We start from the raw sequence: 21,395 nt of genomic DNA, 5'->3' as shown, positions 1-21,395 counted from the left end.
TACGAGACACAATTACTCTTTATCGCCCAAACTGGTTAAATTTTAACAGTGACATCTACCCTGCCAGATAGGGCTAGCTTCTGTTGCGAAGGTGTTTTCAAACCAGTCGTAGTGTTTGGATAAGATATCGATCTTTTCTTTATTGCTAAAGCCAGTACATAAGTAGGGAGTCACAAATTTAGAAAGGAAGTTGGGTTGCTTGATAAATAATAACTTTCTCTCTTCAGAGTTGAAATTATTACTCATTTTTCGAGTAGCTGAATAATAAAACAGGGCTCGAATAGTAAACTTAACTATCGCTTTGTACTTACCCTTATTTTTATGGGTATTTGCTTCAATCCCCATGCGAACGACATTCATAATCACCTCAAAGAAGAAGGATTGCTCGAACATAGTCGTGTCATGAACCCTTCCAATAATCTCACCAATAACAAGAAAATGATGATAGTGAAAAAGGTGATTTGGGTAAGTATGGATATGTATAGCTATGTAACTCAATCAGTTACTTAGCGTTCAGATTTTGGACAGATGTGTTTGTCGCTTTAGTGGGGAGGGGTATCAATGTTATTTATTAGAGGCGCTTGCTCCTAAATCAAAAATGCCACTACAAATCTGCAGTGGCATTAGAACGATAACAAACTATCACCTTGCTTAAACCTAAACATTAGTTCTTATATAAACTAAAGTTCTAACAGTTTAGCCAGTTCACGCTCTTCGAGAAGCTCTTCAATGCGTTGACGAGTCTTAGGCGTTTCGGCTTGCGCTTTAGTCGACTTGCCTGCTTTTTTGCTTCGGCTCGTTTTCGCTTTTTCCTTAGTCGTCATCGTAATCTTCCTTGTGTTTTTTGTGTTACAGGTTGCACGTCTCTTTTAGTGCCTTGCCCGCTTTAAATGCTGGCGTCTTTGATGGGGCAATCTGAATCTCTTCTCCGGTTCGCGGGTTACGACCAGTGCGAGCAGCTCGAGAGTTAACTTTAAAGCTACCAAATCCAAGGATCGATACGTCATCACCGTTCGCAAGCGAAGTAGAGATACCTTCAACTAGCGCATTTAGTGCTGTGCCTGCTTGGTCTTTTGAGATGTCTGCAGAAGTCGCGATGTGTTCAACTAATTGAGATTTGTTCATAATCTATATTCCTTATTGAGTACGGCTGGCGTCTACCTTTAGCACCTAGCTTATGCGATCTTATCAACAGCAATTGAAATAATGTCAGTGAGCGGGTAGAGCTTTGTAAAGTAACCAACAGAATTGACTATAAAAGCATCTGTCGGTTCAATCAATGCAATTCATTGATTATTATTGGTTTATAGACATGTTGCCCAAATTTACTTGAGAAAAGAGCATTAGGGTTGCCCGTTCGATTCATAATCCAAATCGAAGCTGTCATCTATCACGTTGATAACGAAAGAGTAAAAACAAAGAAGCCCAGCTTAATTGCTGGGCTTCATGTTATGCTGTCAGAGCGATTTGTTAATTCAGAACTATTTAGTAATAAAAATTTGTTCTGTTTCTAGTGATGTCATCGTGCGAACTTGACGCCAAATGTAGTAGAAAATACCTAACATCATCAGCATGCTTGGGATGGCGATTGCTGGGTAGCTGTAAAGTGTCAGCTTGCCAAGTTCTTCATTAAAGGCAGCGGTGCCAGCAGGGCTAGTCACAATCCAAGTCGCTAGGAAGTAGTTCATAGCTGAAGAAAATGCGAAAGTACTCGCGAATAGGTAGTTGGATGTCATTAGACAACGATCAAACTTTGCTTGGTTACCGAACTGCTTTAGGCGCTCTTCAATAAGAGAGATATTTAACAGGGCCGGTGTGAAGATAACTTTCTGGATAAACGGGTAGCGGGTGAAGGTTGAGCCAAGAACCGCCAAACCAATTAGACCAGGGATTAATGCTTCTTTTAGTGCTAACCAACGAGTGTCTAGCTCAAAGAAACCAATACCGCCCGTCAATAGCACGCTTACAAAGCCGAGCGCAGCGATGAAGTTGAACTTCTTATTGCGGATTAACTCCATGCCACCATAAGCAATAGGGAAGGCAAGGGCAACAAGCAAAGCTAAGCCTGTTCCGAGATGCTCATCTCCACTGAACTTCATTAAAATGAATGAAGGAAGAAAGACGTTAAACACGACTTCGAAAAGAGGACTCGATTTTTTGTTTTCTGTGTTACTCATAATTTCTAAATACATTATGTTATGGATTTGTTCTCAGGGATTGTTGTTTACCTCGCCCAAGATGTAAAGCCTTAAGGCGTCATGCTGTGTAACGACATGTGACATCAACGACATCTCTGAGCCTATATAACGCTCAATTTAATACTTTGTGAGGGATGTTTATCTGGCCGACTTGGGGAAATCGAGTGGAAATTTTGGTTTAGTTTATTCAAACCTAATTCAGTTTATTGCGTTGTCGCGTACTCTTACTCACATTCACTGCTCTTAAACGATTGATGAATGTGAAATGAGGGAGAATAGAAAGGAATAGTTATAAGTCCATTATTGGTCGAAAAGTAGGTTAAAGCTTAAAGGGATTTGGTCGGAAATCGCTAATCCACCCACGGTCGCTGAAAGTTTGTTTAGATTCTCTGTCGATATCCCAAAATCAGCGCCGTTGACGATGATTGTCGAAGCTGAGCTAACCATGACAAACCCTGAGGATGGAACCACCACAACTGGGAAATCGATCGTTTTGGTTACGCCGTGTAAAGTAACTTCCGCTGCTACTGTTGTTCTTTTTGGATCACCAGATAGCATCGACGGTTCAACCTTCCCAGAGATCTTCACTTCAGGAAAAGTCATCGATTCAAAGTAGAGTTCATTCAGTCTCTGGTCACGAATAGCGACTCCGGTGCTCACGCTTTTCAAGTCCAATACTATTGAAAACTGGCCCTCTTCGGTAAGCCCTCCAGACATAGGTTTGATGGATGCGGGCTCGACAACAAACTGCTTTTTAATGGTCGCGAATGTGATGTTCGATAACTTCGGATCTAATGTGTAGCCCGACTCCGCGAAAGATTGAGCGGAGATAACGGTGCATAGGAGGCCGAATGTAGAGATTAGTTTTTTCATAAGTTGTCACCAGATTGATGAATTCACAGGTTTACGTTCTTGAGTCGTACGTTTTTAAAATGACTTTTTGGAAAGAGTGATTGAGAGAAGCTTAGTTCAGCATTCGAAAAATTACCGCAGGAAAAGAAGAGCGTCGCTGTATTACTGGAATCATGATCGACGAAGTGACTTGTTTATTTTTAGTTATGTTATAACATAACCAAAATCACTCTTGCCAAGAATAATTATTCTGTTGGTAAAAGGGAAGCGATGAGCATGTATCAAGGAGACGACGTAATGAATGCCGTGTTAACCAAGCCTTTGGCTACCAATAGCAGCCAGCCACTCAACATTAGTTCAGCTGTGAGTATTCAGGATAAGGCAAATCACAAGCCAAGCTTGAGTGCTTCTGAGCAGCCAACGGTATTAGCGGAAATCTACCAAAGTGATATTAATATAGCGGTATGGCAGCGACAGTTTGATGAAGGCTTAACGACGGCAATTAGTGAATTTATCGCCTTGAATCCAAACTTTAGTAAGTCTGTTAGCGTGTCACCTGAAAATGCTTTCGATAAGTTGGAATTTGCCACCGATGGCACCGCCTCTAAAGCGCTGTTAGAAAACATGGCAGAGCTGGTGGATATGTTCTGTTGTTTGTTTGAGCTTGAAGAAGTCGGGTTGCGTTTAGCCGTTCTGAATAAAGCGATGTGTCCTCGTTTTCATTTTGACCAAGTTCCTTGCCGCTTAGTGGCAACCTATCATGGTGTTTCGACTCAATGGTTCCCAAACGACTTAGTCGACCGTTCTAAGCTAGGGCTAGGGGCTAACGGACAGCCTGATTCTGTTTCAGGCCTGTACAACGACGAATCTGACATCCAGAAAATGGCCAGTGGTGATTTTGCGTTATTAAAAGGGGAGCGTTGGAGTGGCAATGAGAATAGAGGCCTTGTTCACCGTTCACCAGTCACTTCATCTGACGAAACACGATTGCTGTTAACGTTGGACTTTGGTTGATCAACTTTTGACTACTTTGTCCGCAACCTGTTTCTATTCAGACGTTCAACACGTTTAAATACCTTCCTAATGATCTAACGGTATAGCGCGATCTGTGCCGTTATTACTCTCAAACAGAGACACTCATCAGCTGACCATGTTTAACACATTAATTTAAAATTTAGAGTTCACCATTCTCTAAATCAATGGGTTACGATGCGTGCTCTTACTCACACATATGAATAATTCAACCGGTTAGCTGGTTTCTTAATTTATTTTAAAGCGTAAAATATATCCCGCTTGCAAACCGCTTTGGCAACCAATTTGTTCGCCACGGTTTTTTACTTCCAAATTATAGGTTTCCTATGTTCAAGAAACTCTCGCTTAAAAATAAGCTGGCGATTTCAGCCAGTATGGCCATTATCCTGGGGGGGATCTTGGTCGAGGCATTGTCTTTTCGTGCTTCATTGCAAAGGTTGGATACAGAAGTTGAACAGCGTTTAGAAGGCGCATCGGCTTCTTACAATCAATATGTATCGGATTGGATCTTATCCAAAGAGCGTGCGCTTACTTCTCTTTCGAAAGAATCCAAACAAGAAAGCTTGGTGACTCACCTAAAACAGGTTCGTGATTCAGCCTCTTTTGATAATGTCTTCTTGGCGTTTCCAGACGGTTCGCAAAAGAACGCAAACGGAGTGGTATTGCCGCCGGGCAATGATGACCCACGTCTATGGGGTTGGTACACCAACGCGGTAGCAAACCCTAGTAAGGTGTTCATGGATAATCCAACGGTTGCAGCTGCAACTGGGGCGAATGTTGTGTCGCTGGGTACTGCCATGCAATTACATGGTCAACAGGTTGTGTTAGGCGCGGATGTTGAAATTACCGACATTCTTAATAGCCTAGAGCAAGTGATTCTTCCGGGTGAAGGTTACATGTTCATCGCGACCAATAAAGGCACGGTTTATACGCACCCTGACACCAAGTTACTGAACAAAAATATCAGCTCACTTGGGTTAGATTTTGCGGACGTACAAAAGGCGCTGACTAGCGGTAAAGACACTTCTATCGAGTTGAATGGCAGCGACTATGTTCTGTACGCACGTGCGATTGATGGAACGAGCCTGATTACTGTGAGCGTTGTTAACCATGACTCTCTGGTTGCGCCACTATTTGATGCAGTGATTGGTCAAGTGTTGGTGACGCTACTTGTGGTGATCGTATGTACCATACTGTTTAACCTGTTGTGTACGATTCTATTCCGTCCGTTGAACCACGTATCTCAAGCACTGGCGCAAATCGCGAATGGTAGTGGTGATTTAACTCAACGCATTCATGTTGAAAACCAAGATGAAGTGGGCGAGTTGGCTCATAACTTCAATACCTTCGTTGGAAGTTTACAGCAGTTGATTGGCCATATCCGTGGGCAGTCAGAGCAGCTAAACAGCCAGTCAGAGCAAAGTGCTCAGCGTGCGAACCGTTCGGTGGATGAGCTTAATCATCAGCAGCAAGAAATCACCATGGTCGCGACGGCCGTAACTGAAATGGCGAGCGCCACGCAAGAGATAGCATCGCATGCCGAGCAAACAGCAAAAGCGGCGCAAGATTCAGCGACAAGCACTAACAGCGGTCACGCTCTGGTTGTGGATACCAAAGGTTCAATCAATAACCTAGCCAATGAAGTGAACGAAGCGGGTAGTGTGATTAGCGAACTTAACAAGCATGCTCAAGAGATCTCGACTGTACTCGCAACGATTCAAGGCATTGCAGAACAAACCAACTTACTTGCTTTGAATGCAGCGATTGAAGCGGCTCGTGCTGGTGAACAAGGTCGTGGATTTGCTGTGGTAGCGGATGAAGTACGTGTGCTTTCACAGCGTACCCACTCTTCAACGGAAGAGATCAAATCAACAATTGATATCCTGCAGCGTACAACGGCGCAAGCGGTTGAGCTGATGGAGAGCAGTTCTAAGTTGGCAATACATTCAGTAGAAGATGCCGATCGAGCTTCGCATGCGCTTGAAGAGATCAATACTGCAGTTGCTTTGATCAGCGATATGGCGACTCAAATCGCGACGGCTGCTGAAGAGCAAACACATGTGACGGGTGAAATTACCCAGAACGTGGCGACCATTAAAGATGTTACCGACCACTTAGTTGTGGGCGCACAGGACAGCTTAACTGAGTCGAACGAACTTAAGAGCCAAGCCGCTGGCTTAAGTGACAAAGTGGCGACTTTTAAGCTTGCTTAACTGGTTCGCTCACTGATGCCTGATCAGTGAGTGCACGTTAAGCAATAAGCCAAAGCGACGTAGATTACGTCGCTTTTTTTGTATTTGTGAGTAATCGAATTCTTTACTAATCTACTTCTGAAAACTCTTTCAGCGCACTCATTGCAGCTTCTGCTTTGTCTTTTTGAACGAAGATGTGGTCGTGATAGTAGCCCGCAACCACGTTAGCGCTAATGCCGTAAGAGCCAAGCTTTGTCGCAAACGCCGCCGTTAATCCAACCGCTTCAAGGCTCGAATGTACCGATAAAGTGATAAGGCTAAATACACCGTCGAAGTTTAGCTGAGCTTTGGTCGCAACGTCTTCTTCCAGAACCAGCGTTAAACCTTCTTTCTCACGAAAAGTTGAGATTGGATTGAGCTGAACATAGTCTGTTAACGCTCCGTCGACAGTACAGAAAACATAGTTGCCTTCAATGAGTTCTGGTGACATGGACTTTAACAAAATGTCTAAATCGGTAATGGCAGTCATAGTCAGTTTCCCTGCGTTAATAAGCTAATTGATGATGTATGCAGTCACGATAGAAGCAACTGACAGTTAAGTAAAATTAATGATTTTAATTCTGCATCAGTTTTACTAATGGCAAGTTTTCCTCCTTAGTGATGGCATCGTACTTCTACCAGCTTGTCGATTGTTCCATCTCGTCAGATAAATGGTCGATAAAGGCTCTTAACAGCGGTGTGACTTGTTTACGCGTTCCATAAATAGCATGAACACCGAGCGTTTTAGGTTGCCATTCAGAAAGCAGTGGCACTAATAGACCATCACGCATCAAGGTTTCCACTGAAGGGAAGGGCAGTAAACAGATACCGTTGCCTTTGAGTGTGGCAGAAAGCAGAACCTCTGAGGTGTTTGCACTGATATTCCCTTTAATCGGAACCGATTCGAGCCCATTGGGGCCATTGAACGTCCAAGCGGTTTTGCCAAAGTAACTGAACGATAAACAGTTGTGGTGCGCTAGATCTTGGGCTTCTGTGGGTGTGCCTTTCTCTTTTAGATATTGAGGCGATGAGCAAATCACGGAGCGGCATTCACCGATCTGCTTCGCGACAATATTGGGCGTCAGTTCGTTGGTTATGCGAATGGCCAAATCGATGCGTGACTCAACCAGGTTGACGGTCTGATCAGTCGAGATAATGTCGATAGAAACCTCTGGCCATTTGGCGATGAAGCGACTAATTGATTCCATCAAGAAGCTATCGACAATCGAGTAGCTCGCAGTAATACGCAGCTGACCTTTTAAATGCTCTCGGTTTTGGTTTCTGATCCCAGCTAGGGATGTTTCCAGTGCCAAAAGTTCTCTGGCGACCTCAAGTGTTTCTTTACCTGCGCTGGTTAAACTCAAGCTTCGTGTTGTTCTGTGAAGCAAGCGTGTGTCCATCCATGCTTCTAACTCACCCAAATAACGAGTGACCTTGGTTCGTGAGAGATCAAGGTGCTCTGCCGCAGCGCTTAAACTGCCACGTTCCACTATGGTGACAAAGACATTCATTGCCTCGAGTTTATCCATTGTTTTATTGCCTAGAGAATTAAACCGACCTCAGTATATGTCCGAAAACTGCAACAGTTAAAGTTAATTTGATGTCTATTTCATCTAAAAACAATCAAATAAGATATTTGGACATTCAGCGAGTTGGCAGGTGTTCAACTCCAAATATCGGAATAAAGCCATGAATACGTTATCGAAAACCCTGTTATCAAAAAGCATGCTTTTAGGAACCATAAGCCTAGGAACCGTGCTGGCATCAAGTGTTGCGCTAGCGACAGAACTGAACATTACTCACTATAACCCCGGCGAGAACGCGATATTCCCGGCAAGCTCGGTATTGGTCTCGGGTGAGAAAGAAGTGATTCTGTTTGATGCGCAATTTAGTGTGGCTGATGGACAAAATTTGGTGGAGCAAATCAAAGCGACTGGCAAAAAATTATCGATGATTTACATCAGTAGCGGCGACCCAGATTACTACTTTGGTTTGGAACCGATAGTTTCGGCATTTCCTAACGTTAAAGTCGTTGCCAGTGAAGCCGTTGTCGCGCATATCAAACGCACCAAAGATGCAAAGCTTGAATACTGGGGGCCTATATTAGAAGGCAACGCGCCCTCTAAGGTGATTGTTCCAATGGTGATGAACGACACAACATTAAGCATCGAAGGTGAAACCATCGAAGTGAAAGAGATAAATACACACCAAGCTTACCTATGGGTTCCGTCTGAAAAAACGGTGTTTGGTGGCGTGTCGGTGTATAGCGGTGTGCATGTATGGATGGCAGATACTGCATCGAAAGAGATTCGTAGCCAGTGGTCACAATCGTTGGAGCGTATGAAAGCACTAGAGCCAGAGGTTGTAATTCCGGGTCACTATTTAGGTGAAATGCCAACAGGAATAAATGCAGTTCACTTCACGAAGGATTATGTGGCTGATATTGAAAAAGCGTTGGCGAGCAAAAGTAATCCAACATCGGTCGAGATCAGTGATTACATGAAGAAAGCCTACCCGAAATTTGAGGCTACGGAAGGCGATTTAGAACTTGGCGCGAAAGTGCTAAGCGGCGAGATGGCTTGGCACTAGAGTTGATTATCTCGGTTGTGTCCCAGAACAGTCTGAAGATTGTATGCTAGATTTATTGGCGATACACAACTGGAGATATCGATGATCTGGCTTTCAGTGAAAGTACTACAGATTGGACTTGTCTATGGATACAGGAAGTATCAAAAAACGAAAAGAGCTCCAGCTTAGGAGCTCTTTTTTTGTTTCGGAGAGACGACTTTCTATTTCAAGTGAGAAAGAAAATCAGCATTTACCCGATTTACTGTTAGTAGTCAGATTAGCCTAGTAGCCAGATCCGCCCTGCAACTCAATATCACCAATAAGCGAAAGTATGTTGAAAATAGAACCCATTACTCCTCACATCGGCGCTCGTATTCACGAACTAGAGCTTTCTACATGCAGTGCTGATGAACTCGATAAGGTGTATCAGGCACTTATTGCCCATCAAGTGATCTTTCTCGACGGGCAGACTTTGTCTCCAGAACAACACTTGATGATTGCACAGCGCTTTGGAACGTTAGAACCTGCACATCCTTTCTTCCCTCGCGTGGAAAGTGCGCCACAGGTGAGTGTGATTGAAACAACCCGTGGCAATGCGCCAAAGGAAAGTTATTGGCATACCGACTTAACGTGGCGCAGCTTGCCGTCGAAAGCTTCCCTGTTGCATGCTCAACACATTCCAAGCATTGGTGGTGACACTATCTGGTGTTCTATGACTGCGGTTTTTGAATCTCTACATGAAGATATGAAAGCTAAGTTGAGAGGGTTGTCGGCGACTCATTCGCTTGTGGCCTTTGAAGGTGTAGAATCAGAAGACATTGATCTCGATTGGCACAAATCCTTGATTAAAACAGCACAGGAGAATCCGCCAGTGGTTCACTCTGTTGTTCAAGTTCATCCTGAAACGGATAAAGAAACGCTCTGTATCAATGAACAGTTTACTCGTTATATCAACGAACTCGACCGCAAAGAGAGTGATGTTTTACTCAGCCAACTGTTTGAAATTGCGAGACGCCCTGAGTTTCAAGTTCGTTTCAAATGGGACAACGGCTCAATGGCGATCTGGGATAACAGGGTAACGCAACATTACGCAGTGATAGATTACGGGGATACTCCAAGAAAAATGCATCGAGTAACAGTGACATAGCAGTAAGCTGAACACAGTTATCAAAAGAACACCGCGCATGCCCATCCCTGAACCAAGCACTCGTACTTAAATTTAAGCGTCAGCAGGGTGCATCATTCATCTACGCTTAATAATAAAAACAAATGCGTTGGTACATATTTGATTGAAACCTCACTGCTCGGACGTGATGTGTAATATAATCGGCGCCAAAATATAAGTATAAAAACCAAATCATAGAATTAATAAACGTCGGGGCTTAGAGAGCAAAGTATTTCGTATGAACGCGATTCGTAAAGTTTACCAGTACGCAGAACCGAATTTAACCCTCGTGGGTTGGATGGGCTTTGTCGGCTTCCCAATTTACTACATTGTGTGGGAGTTTTTGTTCCCGCAACCCTACGAAAACTTAGCGCTTCGCCTGTTTTGCTCGGTATTGTTCTTTGGCATTATATTTCGCAATCGCGTCCCATTTGAATGGCGAAAATACCTTCCGGCTTATTATCAAGTTGCCGTAACTATCTGTTTGCCAGGTTTCTTCTTCTACATGCTGCTAATGAATAATTGGTCCAACGTTTGGGTTATGTCATTCATGTCGGCTATTTTCCTCCATATTTTATTGGTGCACGTGACGAGAGTGATGTTTGCACAAACCTTTGCCGGTATTGGGATTGCTACCTTGTGTGCTTGGATTACACAAGGCTTCTACCTCGAACTCACAATGGATTGGACGCATGTGCCAATCTTTTTGTTTATCTACTTATTCGGCAACTTGTTCTACTTCCGCAATCAGGTGGAACATGAAAACAAGGTGTCATTGGCGAAGTCTTTTGGTGCGGGTATTGCCCATGAGATGCGAAACCCTCTAAGCGGATTACTTACCTCTATTGATGTCATGCAGTCCATATTGCCGAACCCTAAAAGTGGCGATCAAAAAGGGCAATATGCGTTAAGCAATGAAGAAGTGATTCAGTTGCGTGAAGTGGGCGATGAAGCGATGGAGATCATTCATTCCGGTAACGAAACGATAGATCTGTTACTGACTTCAATTGATGAAAACCGAGTCTCTCGATCTACGTTTAAGAAGCATTCAGCGCAAGCGGTGGTTGAGGATGCGATAGACAGTTTCAATTACAAGCGCTCTGCTGATAAGTCAGCAATCTCCTTGGATGTGCAGAGTAACTTTGAGTTCTTGGGTAGCGACACCTTGTTGAAATACGTCATGTATAATCTGTTCAAGAATGCGTTCCATCATCGTAGCCCTGAAGATTTTCATATTCATGTCACCATGTTCAGTGATGAAGTGACGAACCAGATAATGGTGACGGATAACGGCTCTGGTATTTCGAGCGATATCATTCGTCGTATTTTCCAAGACTTTTACACCACAGGTCAGTCGGGTAATTACGGTTTAGGTTTGCCATTTTGTCAGAAGGTCATGCGCTCGTTTGGTGGTGAGATTAAATGCCAGTCTGAAGTGGATCAATGGACACAGTTCACGATGATTTTCCCATCTTTGACTTCCAATTCGGTAGAGGAAATCAAGAGCGAACTGACTAAACTCAAGACGGTGCTGATGATCAGTGATCAGACAGTGCTTTCCAGTAAAATGACTGAAATCTCTCGCTTTATGGGTTTTGACCTCCAGATTTTGGATGTGGCGTCAGTGCTACAGAATAAGGAATATCAGTTTGAGTTCGACTTGATTTTCGTTGATATGGAGAGCTTGGATTTAAGAGCCAATTGCCTCGATAGGATTGAATCGTTACTTTCGTTTACTGAGGCGCGAATCATTTACTTGTATGAGCGTCATCCTATCAAGCGTGTACGTAACATTTCTTTCGAGCCTATTTTGGTGGAAACACAAGTCTGGCTACTGAATACTAAAGCGACCATTGACCGTTTACTGTTTGACTCCAACTACGTGATACCATCGGTTGCTGTAAAACCGCTAGAGGCCACCACTAAACGTACGATTATGGTGGTCGATGACAATGAATCTCTACGCCGATTTACGGCAATGTTATTGGAAAAACAGGGCTTTGATGTTGTGCAAAAAGAAGACGGACAACAAGCCTTAGATGCGCTTGATACCGACGAAATCGACTTGATCCTAATGGATATTGAAATGCCAATCATGGACGGTGTTGAAGCTTCTCGCCGAATTCGCAGTGCCGACAAAGAATACTCTTCGGTGCCGATTATTGCTCACACGGGTGACAGTTCTCCCGTTACCTTGGAAAAGATGGAATCATCAGGCATGTCGGACTTTATTGTTAAACCTGCCGATAAAAACCGACTGTTTGATAAAATTGCTCACTGGATTTAGCGGGTGTAATAGTCTGAAGTTCACGGCCATTGGGTAGACATAGATTCAAGAAAGAGCTCAGCGAATTGCTGGGCTCTTTTTGTATCGCGACATGATAGCGTCCATTCAGTCCTGCCGTTGGTGTTGGTTATAAATATGGTTCGAAAAAGGTTACACGAACTCTAACTCGGGGTGATGGTACGCTTCGTGACAAACCGTGAGCACATGGTCAATGTCTCTTGGCGTCATATCGGCATTCACTGAAAAACGGATGATGTTTTTGTTCTTGCCAGTCGCAGGGCGGCAGAATACCGCACCGAACACATCACGTTCTTCTAAGAAGTCTCGCACACGCTCCGTGTTTCTTTCATTGCCGCACTCTAGCGCTACAATTTGAGACTCACTGCGGATATTAAAGCCAATTCGCTTTAGCCCCGTAGTCAGCGACTTAGCCCGATTGAATAAGGCTTCTCGTTTGTCTTCCGCACCTTTGATCACCTCCAACGTTTTCTCTAAACGAACCACTTCTTGTGGTAACACTGTTGAGCTAAAAATCGCAGGGTACGCCACAAACGGCAAGGTTTTAGACAGTTGTTTAGGGCCAAGGATTGCCCCAGCGCGATAAGCAAAGGTTTTTGCCAAGCTAACGGTGATGAAGTCGACTTGGTTGGTGAGCCCCAATGCTTGCACTAAGCCTGCACCATTCTCTCCATGTGTACCCAGTGAATGGGATTCATCAACGACGACCGCACAATCAAACTCTTGCGCCATTTCGTAGATGTCGCACAGTGGGGCAATGGTGCCTATTGTGCTGTAAACCGAGTCGACAACAATGACACCTGAGCCGTGGCGCTCTAACTGTTTGCGTAGGTGATTCATATTGTTATGCATAAACGGATGGGCAACTGCGCCGGCAGCCCGAATCCCTTCCCATAGCGACATGTGTGCAAGGAAATCAATATACACAGGTGTGCCCGGTGGGCAGATGGTTTGCAATAGCCCAATATTGGCCGCCCAGCCCGATTGAGAAAGCAAACAGCTCTCCATTCCAACATAGTTCGCAAGCTCAGTTTCGAACGCAGGTTTAGACTGCTCATCTTGTAAGAAAATCGCAGACATCACCACGTTGTCATCGTGCTCACAGATCGCCGCTTGATGGGCTTGTTGGATCTGTTTGTTGTGTGACAGCGCTAGGTAATCATTGCTCTGCATCACAACGGCACTGCGCTGGGGGCGTTTACCCAATACCAAATGCTTTTGGCTTTGGTTCTGGGTAATCAGGTCTTGAATATAGAAGTTCAAGCGTTCTTCGATAAAGGAAGGTAGTGGTTTGTTTTTTGTTTTATCACTCATAATAGTTCTCTTCAAATACAGGAAAACGCCAGCGCTGACGGCTGTATATTGACGATAAAAAGTGATGTGTCATTAGCCAAGTTGCATAATTTTGTGGGTGCTTGCAAACTCAGCATTTAAGGGTTTTGAGGCGAGTGGGTTTCCTTACGGTTCGGGGCTTTACCCGAATTAAGATAGGAATAATAGCCTTCTTTTTTATGACAAAAGGCTATTAGAATTCGGCATTCGAAGGCATTTAAAAAAGCGGATTTTGAAAGGCTACGTGCTACGTGCTACGTGCTGTTAGCTGTGAATATGGATAAGCTCGATTAAGGCATCCAATTGCTGCTTGGCTCCACCCTCTAACGAATACCCAATATTGATGCGTAAGCAATTGCTGTAAAGGTCGAGAGTGCTGAACAGGTGTCCAAGCCTAATATCAATGTTCTTCTCGGTAATGCCCTGAGCAAAGGCTGACTGGTTCAAGCTTGGGGTTTGCAGCCAAAGCACCATGCCACCTTGTGGATTACTTATCTTCACATCTTGAGGAAGGTGCTGAGCCAAATAACTTAGGTATTGTTGGCGCAAAGACAAGATCTGAGTGCACCTTCTCCTCACGTGCTTAGCGTATTGGCCAGATCCAATAAAGTCAGCAACCGCAAGCTGAGTGGGCAGGGCAACGCCGTAGCTCGCAGCTGAGAACTGAGCCTTGTATTCGTTGATAAACCTGCCCGGCAAGCACCATCCCAAACGGTAACTCGGTGACAAACTTTTCGATACTGATCCACACCATAAGACAAAACCGCCTTTGTCGTAGTATTTCGCGGGGAGCGGCGTGTGTGAGGAGTAGGACAGTTCCAGATACACATCATCTTCAATGATCGGCACTCGATAGTGATTCGCTAATTCAGCCAGTTTCTGCTTTTGAGTGGCTGACATGTTGATCCCTTGAGGGTTCATATGAGAGGTACAAAAGATCGCGGCATCGACTTGTTTATTTTTCAAATGCGCTTCCAGTTGTTGCAAGTCGACACCATCATCTAGAGACGGGATCTCGATGATTTTTCGCGACATTTGTCCGAGCAATTCCAGAATACCGTTGAAACATGGCGAGCTAATAGCGATGGTGTCGCCTTCTTTAGTGCAAGATTCAAGTGCGGCCTTAATCGCAGACATACAGCCAGCCGTAATCACCATCTCTTCAGGTGAAAAGTGCACATCGAGCTTGGCAAAATGAGTGGATAATGCCTGTCGTAAAATCGGCTCACCTTGTGTATCTGGGTAATGGTTAAGCCTGTTGCTCATACGCCTAATAGCGCGACGAAAACTTCGTTCCAGTTCAACGATCGACTGCTCATCATTAGTGGTGCTCGAAACCCCTAAAGGCCCATTGATTGAGTTGTGAGTCGATGAGGTTTGCCTAACGCTGGACACCTTACTCTCAAACTGTGCCCACTCTGGGGTTGAGTGAGCAGGTTTATGAGGAGAAACAAAATATCCCGCTTGCGGTCGAGAATGAATCCAACCTTGTGATTCCAGTTTTTGGTAGCAGCTCACCACGGTCGACATGCTGATCGCCTGTTGCTTGGCGCTACTTAGTCAGTTATGGCTTTGTGTTCGGTGTGGGTATCTGGGGTATGGCTTCATGGTCGATCACTGCTAGTTTATCGTCTGGGCTTTCATCGGTCTTGCTTTCAACCAACGTATTAATCGGCATGGGGTTGGCGTGTGGGTGTTCAAGGAGAGTGCTTCCGTACGTAAATTAATGGGTGCGATGCTAGCCATGTGTGCGTTGGCGGTATTGGTATCTGCAGCAACGGGCAATGTCACCGTTAATGGCGTGATCTTGATTATGATTGCGGCGTGCAGTTGGACCTTGATGGGCGTGATCGTTAAGGCATCGAAAACCACTCAAGCTTTTGCGTTCAATGTCTGGGGGATGCTGTTTGCTCCAGTGCCATTAGTGTTATTTGCCGTGATGTTACATGGTGACCAAATTATCTGGAAGGGCATCGAACAATGGGATTGGAACACGACGATTGCGGTGCTGTTTCAGGCTTACCCAACCACGCTATTTGGTTATTGGGTATGGAATAAGCTGCTAATCCAATACCCTTTAAGCACGACCGCGCCGTTAACCTTGTTAGTGCCTATCTTCGCATTGATTAGCGGTTACTTTATGTATGATGAGGTGCTGTCTGTGGCTCAGGTTGTTGCATCAATACTGTTTCTTGTCGGAATTGGTTTGATTGTGAAACCTGCGAATGTAACGAATACCAAAGCGACACAAACACTTGCTGAACAAAAATGATTGAAGAAAGCTGATATTGCATGAGCAGCTTTGAATGACAAATAAGACCTCGCACTTGTGAGGTCTTATTCTATGTCGAAGAAGTGAAGTTATTTAAATAACCAACTTACTAAGCAATCAACTAACCATACACGCAAGTAACTGGCTCTCAAGATCATCGTCTATTTCTAGACCGATCATTTCTATTCTGATTTCGATACACTCATCGAGTTCTGATTCCGTCAAGCCATCCTCTGTTAAGTTGTAACCGAAAACCTCAAAAGAACATAGGCTTTTATAAGTGAATTCGAATTAAATTCTGAAATGATACAAATCTTATATTTAATAACGCTTATTTAGTAACCTCTGTTGAGTCCCATATCAAATCAAGTGGCTGATTTTATTGGGTATCGGAGAAAAGTCTCAAAAATTATTATTTAGTTCGCTAAAGTTTTAAATTCTATTAATGGTTGTTTGTATGGAATATAACGCCATTTCGTTACTGTTGAGTAGATGGTTTTTAGCTATATATGTGAAATTTGAAGCGAGTTATCTTTCTGATTTGAAAGAATAATTAAATAGTTAAGATAAAAAAGTTGGCGAAAATCAGAAGCTTGGCATACACTTTCCTTGTAAATGACCTTATCTCATTGATTGAATAGGGTAAATGCTTTGGCGCTACTGGCGATGGTAGCAATGTTTAACATAGCTTTGAGGAAAGTTTTATGGCACTCACGAAGGCCGATTTGGCTGAGAACCTGTTTGAGACACTCGGATACAGCAAGCGGGATGCCAAGGAAACGGTGGAAGTGTTTTTCGAAGAAGTTCGTAAAGCGCTCGAAAATGGCGAACAGGTAAAACTGTCTGGTTTTGGTAATTTTGATCTTCGCGAGAAAAACGAGCGACCTGGTCGTAACCCGAAAACTGGTGAAGACATTCCAATTTCTGCTCGACGTGTTGTTACTTTTAGACCGGGACAAAAACTAAAGGCCCGTGTCGAAAATATTAAAATCGAGAAGTAGCCAAGCAATAGACCACGCCTAGCGTGGTCTTTTTGTATCTGCATAGAGTTTAAGCTAAACGCATTTCTTTAATTTTTAGTAACCTTTCTCAAACTCCATCTATTTACTGTCCGGTAAGAACTTGCTTTAGATGCGAAAACAGAGGCTAGGCCTCTGACTTTGAATCTTCACTCTAAAGGGCTTGTTGAACCTTACTTGCGATGTCTTCAGACACCCAAGGCTTCCATACGTGTGGTGAGCTTTCTAGAAAGTAATACATGGCTTCTTCGGCGTCGGCTTGGTTGTCTTCCATCGAGGCCAGCAACTCACTCATTTGTTTATTGGTAAAACCACGCTTTTCAAAGTATTGGTAGGCAAGAGGTTCGTTATTAGCAAAGGCTTCTGTGGTGATTGTGTGAACCGGTGCTGGTGGATACATGGTCACTTTAGGAGATTCACAATCAGGTTGTGTCGTACAGTTACGGAATTCCTCAATGTCAGTACCACTTCCGAAATCAACCTTCACCATTTCATACTTACCTAGCACAGGCGTAGGCGACCAGTAATATCCAAACCATGCTTTTTTGCGTTCGTAAGCTTTCGCTATCGTACCTGCTAAAGCGGCGCCTGAGCCGGGATCAACCATTTCAAAATTGTGATCTTCTAACTTAAGCGCATCGAACAGGTGACCGGAGGTAATCTGACAAGTCCAACCCGCAGGGCAGCTATAAAACGCAAACTTCTCATCATCTTCTGGGTGTTCAAACAGCTTTGCGTTTTTAATCACACCTTCAATGGTTGTAAGCTCTGGGTACTGTTCAACAAGGTAGTTTGGTACCCAGAAACCTTCTTCACCGCCGTTGACCCAAGACTTGCCCGCGTAACGTAGACGCTTATCCGCAACACCCTTATCCAACGCTTCTTTGATGCCATTAGTCCAAAGCTCTGGCGCAACATCAGGTTGACCTTTTTCAATCATTGACGTGCCCGTAGGGACGCTATCACCGGGGATTAAGTCCGCTTCACAGCCGTAGCCGTTATTCAAAATGAATTGGTCGACATGAGCAATAGGCTCGCCGAGTTCCAGTTCATGTCTGCAATGGTGATCTTTCCGCATTCGTCAGCACTAGCGTGTACAGAAAACGCAGCAAGTAGCGCGATGGAAAGCATGGATTTGTTATTCTGCATTGACGTAATTCCTTTTCTTGTCAGAAGCTTATTCGCTATAGAAACAGAAATGTTCGACGGAGAAAAGAGACTGAGATCTAAATTTAAACGATCTGATTATTTGGGATAGGAAGTGGAGAGGCTACTCAACAAGTACTAAAAAGGGCTGCGAGTGCAGCCCTTGTGATGTTTATTGGAATAGCCTATCTATGTGTTAAGCCGCTTTAATGTGCGTTGTAATGTACGGTTGCCATGCTTGTTGGTAAAGCTCTAAAGATTGGCGTCGTAGGCTATTGATTTGTGCCGCTTCGATATCGTTGATTGGGCGATGTTCTGCAATTGCGTGACGCTCAATGCCTTGGATAATTTCGTACAGCTCGTGCTCAGGACCACTTTTCACGTCAGCAATCGCTTTTAAGTGAAGTTGAACCTCTGCAATGATGTTGGTTTTAGGCAAACGAACCAACAAGTTAAGGTCACGGTAACCAGAGTCAGCCGGCGATTTAAACTTATTTTTCAGCTTAACAACGTCTGCTTCACGGCTTAGCGCTTCGTAAACTTCAACCAAGCTCTCTACATCGTTCGCGATGATAGTTGCACGGGCTAAGTCGGTAATTTTTGTCACATCACCATCAAGCTCAAGGGCGATTTTTTCTTCTGCGCGAGCTTGAGATTTAACGCCAGCAAATAGCGCTTCAGAATTGGTGAGTAGGGCAGTACTTTTACAGATAGTTTCTAGTTCAGCTTGGCCTTGATGCGCTTTGCTGTACAAAATATCGAAGTCGGTGTAAGGCTGAGTCGGGCGTGAGTCGAAGGCTTTGATGCCGTAAAGGCCGCTCAAACTATGACGGAATACGTTTGAAGATACTTGGTTTTGCGCAGGAGTGCGCGTTTGATCTGTTGAACTTGTTGAAACAGGTGCTGCTGCGAATGCAGGCGCTCGGCTCAATACCAAAAGCATTAGGGCCGTCGTACGGAGAAATACACTCATTCAAACTCCAAAATACAAGGTTACAAAAAACGGGTAGTCAAAAGGGGTAACCAGTAACGCACAAGAGTAAAAACAGCTTAACTAATTTCACTACATATTAAATGAGGCTAGCTAAGACAGAAACCAATTCTAACGTTTAATATTGCTTTAAAATGTGAAGATATAGCCAAATAACCCAACCGTTAGTTCCGCAATTATCAGAACTTTGAACTTAGCCAGTTTCTGATTTTATCGAAATCAATTTAGTACTTTAAACCAAGCTAAGGTTGCTCTTACCTCTCTATCCTGTACCCTTGCATTATGACTGTTTAACATGAACGAAAGATGAATAATCCTGAATTTTGGCACAATAAATGGGCAGCCAACCAAATTGGTTTCCACCTCGAAGATGTAAACCCACTTCTGATTAAATTTTGGGAAAAGACTGAGCCTAGCTGCGAGAAGAGTGTGTTTGTTCCACTTTGTGGCAAAAGTGAAGATCTGATTTGGCTAGCTTCAAAGCATGAAGATGTTCAAGGTGTCGAGTTAAGCCAGATTGCGGTTCGCGCATTTTTTGCAGAGCACCTTTATACCCCGACTGTGACTCAAATTAGCGGTCAGCACGAGCTCTACCAATTCGATGAACTGAACATCTACACGGGCGATTACTTTTCAGCGCCAATCCAACCTGTCGATACCATTTATGATCGCGCGTCTTTAGTCGCATTGCCTGAAGAGATGCGAGTGCAGTATGTCGAGCGTTTGAAACAACTACTGAAACCGGGTGGTAAGATTCTTTTGGTAACACTGGATTATGATCAAAGCGAGATGGCGGGGCCTCCGTTTAGCGTACCTAAGTTAGAGATTGCTCAATTGTTTGCAGGATACAAAATTACATTGTTGAATCAAGATATAGCGAACGATGAACATCCGAAGATTGCTAAGAAAGGGTTGTCTCGCTTCTGTGAAGAAGTGTATTTGATTGAGTCAGACGCTTAAGTTCAGTCTGCTTAGTTAAGCGAACAGATAACACCAACAAAAAGACGGGCTCGATAGCCCGTCTTTTTATGGTTCAGATTTGAACTCGTGATTGTTCAGAATTGAATAGCAGGTTAGTAAATCACTTTTACTTTTGACGCGCTCTCAATGGCATCTTCAATCGCTGTTTCTGTGCTGTTACGACGAGTAAGCGCCACACCTAAACGACGGCGACCATCGATATCAGGCTTACCAAACAGGCGAACTTGTGTTTGTGGTGCGTCTAGCGCCTCTGTAAGACCTTCAAAACGAATGTTGGTTGAAGTACCTTGGCCAAGGATAACCGCTGATGCACATGGGCCGTATTGCGTGATGGATTTGATCGGCATACCGGTAAAGGCGCGTACGTGCAGTGCAAATTCCGATGAGTCTTGAGACATCAGAGTAACCAAGCCAGTATCATGTGGGCGAGGGGAGACTTCATTGAAGATCACGTGGTCGCCTTTAACGAACAGTTCAACACCAAAGATGCCGTGACCGCCTAATGCGTTAACCACTTGCTCTGCCGTGTATTGCGCCGCTTTAAGTGCGTTGTCAGACATGACCTGTGGCTGCCATGATTCACGGTAATCACCGTCTTCTTGACGGTGACCGATAGGTGCACAGAAGTGAACACCGTCGACAGCACGAACGGTTAGAAGCGTGATTTCGTAATCAAAGTCGATGAAGCCTTCAACGATTACACGACCCGCGCCAGTACGGCCACCTTCTTGTGCGTAGTCCCAAGATTTCTGGATATCTTCTTCGGTTTTGATAACGCTTTGGCCTTTGCCTGAAGAACTCATTACCGGCTTAACAACGCAAGGCATACCTACGAATTCAACAGCGGCAGAGAAATCTTCAAAGGTGTCTGCAAAGCGGTAAGGAGAAGTGCTCAGTTTTAGTTCTTCTGCCGCTAGACGACGGATACCCTCGCGGTTCATCGTTAGCTTGGTCGCATTCGCAGTTGGAACGACATTTAAGCCTTGTGCTTCTAGCTCTACCAACTTGCTGGTGGCAATAGCTTCAATTTCAGGAACCACATAATCTGGCTTTTCTAGTTCAATGATTGCTTGAAGTGCATCGCCGTCTAACATGTCTAATACATGGCTACGATGCGCAACTTGCATTGCTGGTGCGTCTGCATAACGGTCACAAGCAATAACTTCCAAACCTAAACGTTGGCACTCGATAGCAACTTCTTTGCCGAGTTCACCTGAACCTAATAGAAGTACACGAGTAGCATTTTCACGAGTAGCAGTACCAAACATAGAAATTCCTTCCGATCTTTTGAACGATTGATTGA

16 protein-coding genes and 5 pseudogenes are annotated in these 21,395 nt (G+C 44.2%); 8 read left to right on the top strand and 13 right to left on the bottom strand.

Annotated elements, in window-relative coordinates; translation table 11 throughout:
• Positions 1–75: 75 nt before the first annotated feature.
• From A6D97_RS08930 to A6D97_RS08915, 5 genes and pseudogenes are all read right to left on the bottom strand, one after another.
• Positions 76–360: pseudogene (locus tag A6D97_RS08930) on the bottom strand (DUF535 family protein); the annotation flags it as partial.
• Between the two features lie 320 nt (positions 361–680).
• Positions 681–824 carry a hypothetical protein gene (locus A6D97_RS22025; RefSeq protein ID WP_017059112.1) on the bottom strand — a complete coding sequence of 48 codons (144 nt, stop codon included), beginning with the start codon at positions 822–824 and terminating at the stop codon, positions 681–683.
• 25 nt (positions 825–849) lie between these two features.
• Positions 850–1,125: an HU family DNA-binding protein gene (locus tag A6D97_RS08925; RefSeq protein WP_065584244.1), complete on the bottom strand. Its 276-nt coding sequence runs from the start codon at positions 1,123–1,125 to the stop codon at positions 850–852.
• A gap of 356 nt (positions 1,126–1,481) precedes the next feature.
• A complete protein-coding gene (locus A6D97_RS08920) occupies positions 1,482–2,177 on the bottom strand; it encodes a VC0807 family protein (RefSeq protein WP_017059114.1) in 696 nt (231 codons plus the stop codon).
• 321 nt (positions 2,178–2,498) lie between these two features.
• Positions 2,499–3,071, bottom strand: a complete 573-nt coding sequence (locus A6D97_RS08915; protein WP_017069838.1) for a YceI family protein — start codon at positions 3,069–3,071, stop codon at positions 2,499–2,501.
• Between the two features lie 276 nt (positions 3,072–3,347).
• On the opposite strand from A6D97_RS08915, the gene A6D97_RS08910 reads away from it, so the two are divergent.
• Positions 3,348–4,064 (top strand): DUF1826 domain-containing protein, encoded by a 717-nt coding sequence (locus A6D97_RS08910; protein WP_065584243.1) that lies wholly within the window; start codon positions 3,348–3,350, stop codon positions 4,062–4,064.
• A 344-nt stretch (positions 4,065–4,408) separates the two neighbouring features.
• On the top strand, positions 4,409–6,295 hold the full coding sequence (locus tag A6D97_RS08905; protein ID WP_017065869.1) for a methyl-accepting chemotaxis protein: 1,887 nt from the start codon (positions 4,409–4,411) through the stop codon (positions 6,293–6,295).
• A 106-nt stretch (positions 6,296–6,401) separates the two neighbouring features.
• On the opposite strand, the gene A6D97_RS08900 is transcribed toward A6D97_RS08905, so the two are convergent.
• Entirely contained in the window at positions 6,402–6,803 is a 402-nt protein-coding gene (locus A6D97_RS08900) for an ACT domain-containing protein (RefSeq protein ID WP_017069835.1), read from the bottom strand.
• Between the two features lie 145 nt (positions 6,804–6,948).
• Entirely contained in the window at positions 6,949–7,842 is an 894-nt protein-coding gene (locus A6D97_RS08895; protein WP_065584242.1) for a LysR family transcriptional regulator, read from the bottom strand.
• 160 nt (positions 7,843–8,002) lie between these two features.
• Here A6D97_RS08895 and A6D97_RS08890 point away from each other — a divergent pair, with 160 nt between their 5' ends.
• The 3 genes from A6D97_RS08890 (at position 8,003) to A6D97_RS08880 (ending at position 12,333) form a co-directional block, all read left to right on the top strand.
• The gene (locus A6D97_RS08890) at positions 8,003–8,902 is read left to right on the top strand and encodes a Vmh family MBL fold metallo-hydrolase (protein ID WP_017066263.1); all 900 of its coding nucleotides are present in this window, start codon (positions 8,003–8,005) and stop codon (positions 8,900–8,902) included.
• A 310-nt stretch (positions 8,903–9,212) separates the two neighbouring features.
• Positions 9,213–10,028, top strand: coding sequence for a TauD/TfdA family dioxygenase (locus tag A6D97_RS08885; protein ID WP_065584241.1), 816 nt, complete (start codon positions 9,213–9,215; stop codon positions 10,026–10,028).
• 256 nt (positions 10,029–10,284) lie between these two features.
• Positions 10,285–12,333: a hybrid sensor histidine kinase/response regulator gene (locus A6D97_RS08880; RefSeq protein ID WP_065584240.1), complete on the top strand. Its 2,049-nt coding sequence runs from the start codon at positions 10,285–10,287 to the stop codon at positions 12,331–12,333.
• 150 nt (positions 12,334–12,483) lie between these two features.
• Here the strand turns inward: A6D97_RS08880 and cqsA are convergent, their stop codons facing one another.
• The gene (cqsA, locus tag A6D97_RS08875) at positions 12,484–13,665 is read right to left on the bottom strand and encodes an alpha-hydroxyketone-type quorum-sensing autoinducer synthase (protein WP_017059125.1); all 1,182 of its coding nucleotides are present in this window, start codon (positions 13,663–13,665) and stop codon (positions 12,484–12,486) included.
• 282 nt (positions 13,666–13,947) lie between these two features.
• Positions 13,948–15,234, bottom strand: a pseudogene (locus A6D97_RS08870) (PLP-dependent aminotransferase family protein); the annotation flags it as partial.
• On the opposite strand from A6D97_RS08870, the pseudogene A6D97_RS08865 reads away from it, so the two are divergent.
• Positions 15,225–15,955: pseudogene (locus tag A6D97_RS08865) on the top strand (EamA family transporter); the annotation flags it as partial. The pseudogenes A6D97_RS08870 and A6D97_RS08865 overlap by 10 nt on opposite strands.
• Before the next feature lie 117 nt (positions 15,956–16,072).
• Here the strand turns inward: A6D97_RS08865 and A6D97_RS22195 are convergent.
• A pseudogene (locus A6D97_RS22195) lies at positions 16,073–16,210 on the bottom strand (GTP-binding protein); the annotation flags it as partial.
• A 449-nt stretch (positions 16,211–16,659) separates the two neighbouring features.
• Between A6D97_RS22195 and ihfA the strand changes: the two are divergent.
• Positions 16,660–16,956 carry an integration host factor subunit alpha gene (gene ihfA / locus A6D97_RS08860; protein WP_004734853.1) on the top strand — a complete coding sequence of 99 codons (297 nt, stop codon included), beginning with the start codon at positions 16,660–16,662 and terminating at the stop codon, positions 16,954–16,956.
• A 172-nt stretch (positions 16,957–17,128) separates the two neighbouring features.
• On the opposite strand, the pseudogene A6D97_RS08855 reads toward ihfA, so the two are convergent.
• Both A6D97_RS08855 and A6D97_RS08845 read right to left on the bottom strand, forming a co-directional pair.
• Positions 17,129–18,123: pseudogene (locus A6D97_RS08855) on the bottom strand (ABC transporter substrate-binding protein).
• Positions 18,124–18,316: 193 nt separating this feature from the next.
• On the bottom strand, positions 18,317–19,093 hold the full coding sequence (locus A6D97_RS08845) for a RelA/SpoT domain-containing protein (RefSeq protein ID WP_017059130.1): 777 nt from the start codon (positions 19,091–19,093) through the stop codon (positions 18,317–18,319).
• A 324-nt stretch (positions 19,094–19,417) separates the two neighbouring features.
• Between A6D97_RS08845 and A6D97_RS08840 the strand changes: the two genes are divergently transcribed.
• On the top strand, positions 19,418–20,071 hold the full coding sequence (locus A6D97_RS08840; protein WP_065584237.1) for a thiopurine S-methyltransferase: 654 nt from the start codon (positions 19,418–19,420) through the stop codon (positions 20,069–20,071).
• Between the two features lie 113 nt (positions 20,072–20,184).
• On the opposite strand, the gene purT is transcribed toward A6D97_RS08840, so the two are convergent.
• Complete coding sequence (gene purT / locus A6D97_RS08835; protein WP_017059132.1) at positions 20,185–21,360, bottom strand: formate-dependent phosphoribosylglycinamide formyltransferase; 1,176 nt, start codon at positions 21,358–21,360, stop codon at positions 20,185–20,187.
• Positions 21,361–21,395 lie beyond the last annotated feature (35 nt).

This window comes from Vibrio sp. ZF57 (assembly GCF_001691235.1).
Lineage (GTDB): Bacteria > Pseudomonadota > Gammaproteobacteria > Enterobacterales > Vibrionaceae > Vibrio > Vibrio crassostreae_C.
This window is presented reverse-complemented; position numbering and strand designations above follow the sequence as displayed.